This window comes from Bizionia sp., from assembly GCF_048259285.1.
Classification (GTDB): domain Bacteria; phylum Bacteroidota; class Bacteroidia; order Flavobacteriales; family Flavobacteriaceae; genus Algorimicrobium; species Algorimicrobium hallyeonense.
Genome location: NZ_JBLXHU010000081.1, coordinates 1 through 5,936, shown reverse-complemented (window position 1 = coordinate 5,936; position 5,936 = coordinate 1). Strand labels below are relative to the sequence as shown.

Here is a 5,936-nt window from a genome sequence, read left to right as displayed (position 1 = left end):
CACCTATGTCTGGTCTAAAAATAAACTTCTTTTGTGTTAAAAAATTGTTTATTTAAGATATATTTATGATTTTAGCGCTTAATTAATTCAAATAATTACATAATGAGAACAAAGTTTAATGGAATTTTAACGCTGCTTTTGGCGTTAATTGTGCAAATATCCTTTGCACAAGAGAGAACGATTTCAGGTACTGTTTCAGATGAATCTGGTCCATTACCGGGGGTTACGATTTTAAAAAAAGGTACTACACAAGGTACTGAAACAGATTTTGATGGAAATTATTCTATTCAAGCAAAGACAGGAGATATTCTTGTTTTTAGTTTTGTAGGTATGAAGACTACTGAGAGAACTGTTGGTGCTTCAAACCAAATTAACATTGTATTAGAAACAGACAATTTATTAGAAGAAGTTGTTGTTGTTGGTTATGGTACTACAACAAAGAAAGCTTATGCAGGTACGGCTGCTGTTATTAGCACAGAAAACCTTGAGGCTAAATCATTTTCAAATGTATCTCAAGCCTTAGCTGGTGAGGTTGCTGGTGTAACTGTAATTAACACATCTGGTCAACCAGGTACTGTTGGTACAGTTCGTATTCGTGGATACGGTTCTCCTTTAGGAAACAGAAGCCCTTTATACGTTATTGATGGTGTTGCATTAGGTAGTCAATTTAACTTAAACTCAATCAACCCTGCAGATATTAAAAGTACTACTGTTTTAAAAGATGCAACGGCAACGGCTATTTATGGGTCGAGAGGAGCTAATGGAGTTATCTTAATCACTACTAAATCTGGAACTTCTTCTGCTGAATCATCTTACATTGAAGCTGATGTAAAAACAGGGGTTAACTTTCAGTCTATAGCGAGATATGATGTTATCCAAAGCCCAGAAAAATATATTGGTTTAGTATGGGAAGGATTATACAACAGAGGTGTTGGTTCAGGACAAGCTGACCCAGTAGCCTATGCTAATGGATTATTATTATCTGATAATGGTATTGGTTCAGGTTACAACATGTGGGATGCGGCAACTGCGGCTGACTTAATTGACCCAAACACAAGAACTGTAAGACAAGGAGTTAACAGATTATTCACTCCTGAAAAATTTGCTGATGAGGCCTTTGGTACTGGAATCAGAACTGAAGCTAACTTAAGATTAGGTGGTGGTTCAGAAAAATCTAAGTACTTCTTCTCTATGGGATATTTAGACGACGCTGGATACTCTATAAACTCTGATTATAACAGAATTACTTCTAGATTAAACTTAACTTCTGATATCAAAGATTGGTTAGAAGTAGGTGTTAATATGGGATATGCTTATTCAGAAACTAATAATAACGGACAAACTGTAGGTTCAGAGAATTTATTTGAATTCGCTGATAAAATGGCTCCAATTTATCCAGTTTTTGCTAGATACCCTAATACTGGTGACTTAATCCCTGATCCTGTTTATGGAGGTGCTCAGTATGATTACGGTACGCCAACTGGTACTGCTAATGGTTTTACAAGAGCGAGACCTAATGCGAACCTATTAAACCCTATCGGTTCTGCTGTTTTAGATATTAACAGAGCTGAAACTCATGCCTTGAATGGTAATGTTAGTGCTAAATTTAAATTATCAGATGAGTTTACTTTTGAAACTAGATACGGTGGACAATACTCATTCGATAGATTTGCTTCTGCTGATAACCATGTATATGGTACTGGAGCAAATAATAATGGAAACTTATTCTTGAGAGATCGTATCAGATGGTCTCAAACATTTACGCAGTTATTACGTTATAAGAAATCTTTTGGAGATCATAATTTCGATGCTTTAGTTGCACATGAAACTTTTGAATATAGATTCGAAGAATCTGGTCAAAACAAGCAAGAGGTTATTGTACCTGGTTTATTAAACTTAGATAACTACTTAATCTCTGCTAGTCCTGCTTACGGTTATAGAAATGGTTCTGCTATAGAATCGTACTTTGGTCAGGTAAACTATAACTACTTAAATAAATATTACTTAACCGGTTCATTAAGAACTGATGGTTCTTCTCGTTTCATCAAGGATAAATGGGGTGTATTTGGTTCTGTAGGTGCTTCTTGGGTAATTAGTGAAGAAGACTTTATGTCTAACAGTGTTTTCTCTTACTTAAAAGCTAAAATTTCTTGGGGTGTTACTGGTGATCAAGATGGTGCTGATGCAACTGATGCATTTAATGTATTTGGTTCAGACGTTGCAGGTGGTAGATTAGCTTTATTCGAAACTACACCTGGTAAAGATGATTTAACTTGGGAAACTTCAAGAATGTTACAAGGAGGTATTGAAGCTTCTTTAGGTAACTATTTAGATGCTAATTTTGATTACTATAGAAAAAATACAGATAACCTTTTCTTTAACCAAAGAGTTGGTCCTTCTGCTGGATTTTCTTCAATCTTAGTAAATGATGGTGAATTATTAAACGAAGGTTTAGAGTTTGATGTTACAGGTCACATTATTAACAAACAAGATTTTAAATTAGATTTATCTGTTAATGGAGAAATTTTAAATAATGAGTTTGTTGCATTACCATTAGATCCTACAACAGGTAAGCAAAAAATCATTGATGAAAACTCTAGTTTAGATGGTGCTTATGCATATGCTCCTGGAAGATCTATGTTTGATTTCTATATGAGAGAATGGGCTGGTGTAGATCCTGCTGATGGTGCTCCAATGTGGTACCAATACTATGACGATAAAAATGATAACGGTGTCTTAGATGCTGGTGAAGGAGATTTTTCAACTCTTGAAAATGGAGATACTTCTTCTACAAGTTCATTATATGAGTATGAGAAATTATCTTCAAATACTAACATTAAAAGACAAGTTACTAAGACATATGCTGATGCAACTCAAGTATACTTAAACAAATCTTTTATTCCAGACTTAAGAGGTTCTTTTAGATTATCAGGTAAAGTTAAAAGTTTTGACTTCTCTACTCAGTTTACTTATAGCTTAGGTGGATATGCTTATGATGGTCAATATGCTGAATTAATGAGTGATCGTTTTGGTGCTGCTGGTAATAATTTCCATAGAAATATATTTAACAGATGGCAACAACCAGGAGATGTTACTGACGTTCCTGCTTTAACAGATAACTTTATTACAAACAGTACATCTCAATCTTCTAGATTTATTACTAGTACAGATTATATTGCTTTAAACAATGCTAGAGTTGGTTATACAGTTCCTAGTAAATTTATGGGAGAATCTGGAATAGACAACATCAATATCTGGGTTTCTGGAGACAACTTGTACTTAAATAGTGCAAGAAAAGGATTTAATCCAAGTGTAAGAGAAAATGGTAGTTCTGCTAGACGAATTTATGCTCCAGCAACAACTATTACTTTGGGTGTAAGAGTTAAATTTTAAAAAATTTACAAAATGAAAAAAATATTAAATATAACTTTATTAGCAGCAGCTTTAAGCATATCTTTTAGTTGTAGCGATGAATTATTACAAAACAATGGAGTTTCAGGTGATTCACAGCCTACTGATGAGTTCACTAATGCTCAATTAGAGCAAGGAGCTTTAACAAACGAAGAAATACCTGCAGCATTTATTACAGGTATATATGCCCAAATGTTCCAAACTGGTACTGGTGGTACTAACTTAAGTCATGATGACTTTGGTCAAAAGGGTTATGATATTTACGGTGATATGCTTTGTGGTGACATGGCTTTGAGTGTAAGTACTTATGGTTGGTATAGATCTGAGATTACTGAATTTCAAGCTCCTTTAGATTTCACCAGGGGTAGAAACAGAATGGTGTGGAGATATTACTACAGACTTATTAGATCTGCTAACAACGTAATTCAAACTTTAGGAGGTAACGATTTTACTCCTGAGACAGATTTTAATAAGCATGCAATGGGGCAAGCTTTAGTAATGAGAGCACACTCTTATTTCTACTTGACTCAATATTTCCAAAAAGAATATAACGCAACTGAAGAGATTTTACCTTTATACATTGAGCCTATTGGATCTAACCTTCCTAAATCTACTGCTTCTGAAGTATATGATTTAATGGAGAAAGATTTAACAGATGCTATCACTTTACTAAACGGATTTAATAGAAGTGATAAAGTTCAAGTTAACCAAGATGTTGCTAGAATGGTGTTAGCTTATGTTCTTGGTGCTAAAGGAGGTAGAGATGCAGAAGTAGCTACTTTAACTCAACAAGTTATTGACTCTGGAAACTATACAATGTTAGCTTCAGGTGAAGTTACCAACGGTTTTAATGACTACAGCTCTCCAAGTTGGATGTGGGGTGTAGATCTTACAGAGACAAACGAACTAGATTTAGTATCTTGGTGGGGGCAAATTGATGCTTTCTCATATAGTTATGCATGGGCTGGAGATTATAAAGCCATCGATTCAGATTTATATGCTGCTATTCCTAATGATGATACAAGAAAAGGTCAATTCTATAGTGTTTCAACTAGTGGAAGATATTTACAACCTTTATTTAAGTTTTTTGCTTCAAGTGAAATTGGTGGTACATCAAGAACTGTAACTGCTGACTATGTATACATGCGTATAGAAGAAGCTTATTTATTAAATGCTGAAGCTAACGCAAAAAGTGGTGCAGAAGGAGCTGCAAGAACTTCTCTAAAAGCTTTAGTAGAAAGAAGGCTTCCTGATGCTTCTTATATTGATGCTTTAAGCGGTCAAGCTTTATTAGATGAAATTTACTTACAAACTCGTATAGAATTATGGGGTGAAGGTAAGAGCTTCTTAGCAATGAAGCGTTTCAAAGCTACAACTTCAAGAGGAGCTAACCATCTTTCTTTTGTAGGTGAAGCTATACCATACAATGATGAGAGAATGCAATTTGAGATTCCTTTAGATGAGATTCAAAACAATCCATTTATCTCAAACCAAAACCAATAAGCAACTTTTTTAAAAGCCACTAATCCTAACAAGGTTAGTGGTTTTTTTTTTAACCAATAACTATAAAACTCAATAATTATGAAAAACGTAAAATTACTATTTCTAGCTATAGTTGCTAGTTTTTCTTTAACTAGTTGTGAAGACGAAGTTGAACCTTTAAATACAAATTACATTACATTTAGTAAACCTTCTTATTCTACAGCTGTTGATGTTGGTTCTACTACTACTTATGATGTTACAATCTATACAGCTAATCTTACAAGTTCAGATAGAACTTTTACTGTTTCTGTAGATACAGACGCTACCAATGCTGATGCAGGTTCTTATACTGTACCTAGCTCAGTAACAATTCCAGCAAATCAAAATGAAGGTACATTATCTGTTCAGTTATCTGATGTAAATCTTGGTATTGGAGTTAATAAATTAGTTTTAAACTTTGGTACTGAACCTGAACTTTCAAACGGTGGATCAACAACAATTAACTATATACAGAATTGTACAGAAATAACAGGAACGTTAGACATTGTTTTTGATGGGTACGGTAATGAAACTAGTTGGGAAATTTTAGATTCTTTAGGAGGTGTTGTAGCTTCTGCTGCCTTAGGAACATACAGTGAAGGGCAAGCTTCTGCATCTATACCTGTAACATTATGTGCTGGGAGATCTTTTACTTTTGTAATTAACGATGACTATGGTGACGGGTTAAGCTACCCTGCAAATGGTACTTATACTCTCACTGTTGGAGGTGTAGTTAAAGCCTCTGGTGGAGGGGATTTTGGTTCTAGTGAATCTACTACCTTTGACACTAACTAATTTATCAATTAGCTTTTAAATAAAACTAAAACCACCTCTTTTCGAGGTGGTTTTTTTATACCATAAAATCAACTACATTTGCAGCATGGAACAAAACACAAACATTTTTGGTATTAGAGCCATTATTGAAGCTATAGAAAGTGGAGCTTCTATCAATAAAGTATATCTTCAAAAAGGCTTGAGAGGAGACTTATTTTTTCAATTAGATA

General features: G+C 34.2%; 4 protein-coding genes. All 4 read left to right on the top strand.

Features of this window, described 5'->3' with window-relative positions; all coding sequences use genetic code 11:
* Positions 1 to 102: 102 nt before the first annotated feature.
* A complete protein-coding gene (locus ACN0QX_RS15170; RefSeq protein ID WP_417198161.1) occupies positions 103 to 3,393 on the top strand; it encodes a SusC/RagA family TonB-linked outer membrane protein in 3,291 nt (1,096 codons plus the stop codon).
* Between the two features lie 12 nt (positions 3,394 to 3,405).
* On the top strand, positions 3,406 to 4,914 hold the full coding sequence (locus ACN0QX_RS15165; protein ID WP_417198160.1) for a RagB/SusD family nutrient uptake outer membrane protein: 1,509 nt from the start codon (positions 3,406 to 3,408) through the stop codon (positions 4,912 to 4,914).
* A 78-nt stretch (positions 4,915 to 4,992) separates the two neighbouring features.
* Complete coding sequence (locus ACN0QX_RS15160; protein ID WP_417198159.1) at positions 4,993 to 5,727, top strand: hypothetical protein; 735 nt, start codon at positions 4,993 to 4,995, stop codon at positions 5,725 to 5,727.
* Positions 5,728 to 5,812: 85 nt separating this feature from the next.
* On the top strand, positions 5,813 to 5,936 hold a 124-nt coding region (locus tag ACN0QX_RS15155; protein ID WP_417198162.1), incomplete at its 3' end, for an RNA methyltransferase substrate-binding domain-containing protein.

What these genes read in the sequence shown, in the direction of transcription:
- ACN0QX_RS15165 (WP_417198160.1), top strand. Translation starts at nt 3,406, where the DNA reads ATGAAAAAAATATTAAATATAACTTTATTAGCAGCAGCTTTAAGCATA.
- ACN0QX_RS15160 (WP_417198159.1), top strand. Translation starts at nt 4,993, where the DNA reads ATGAAAAACGTAAAATTACTATTTCTAGCTATAGTTGCTAGTTTTTCT.
- ACN0QX_RS15170 (WP_417198161.1), top strand. Translation starts at nt 103, where the DNA reads ATGAGAACAAAGTTTAATGGAATTTTAACGCTGCTTTTGGCGTTAATT.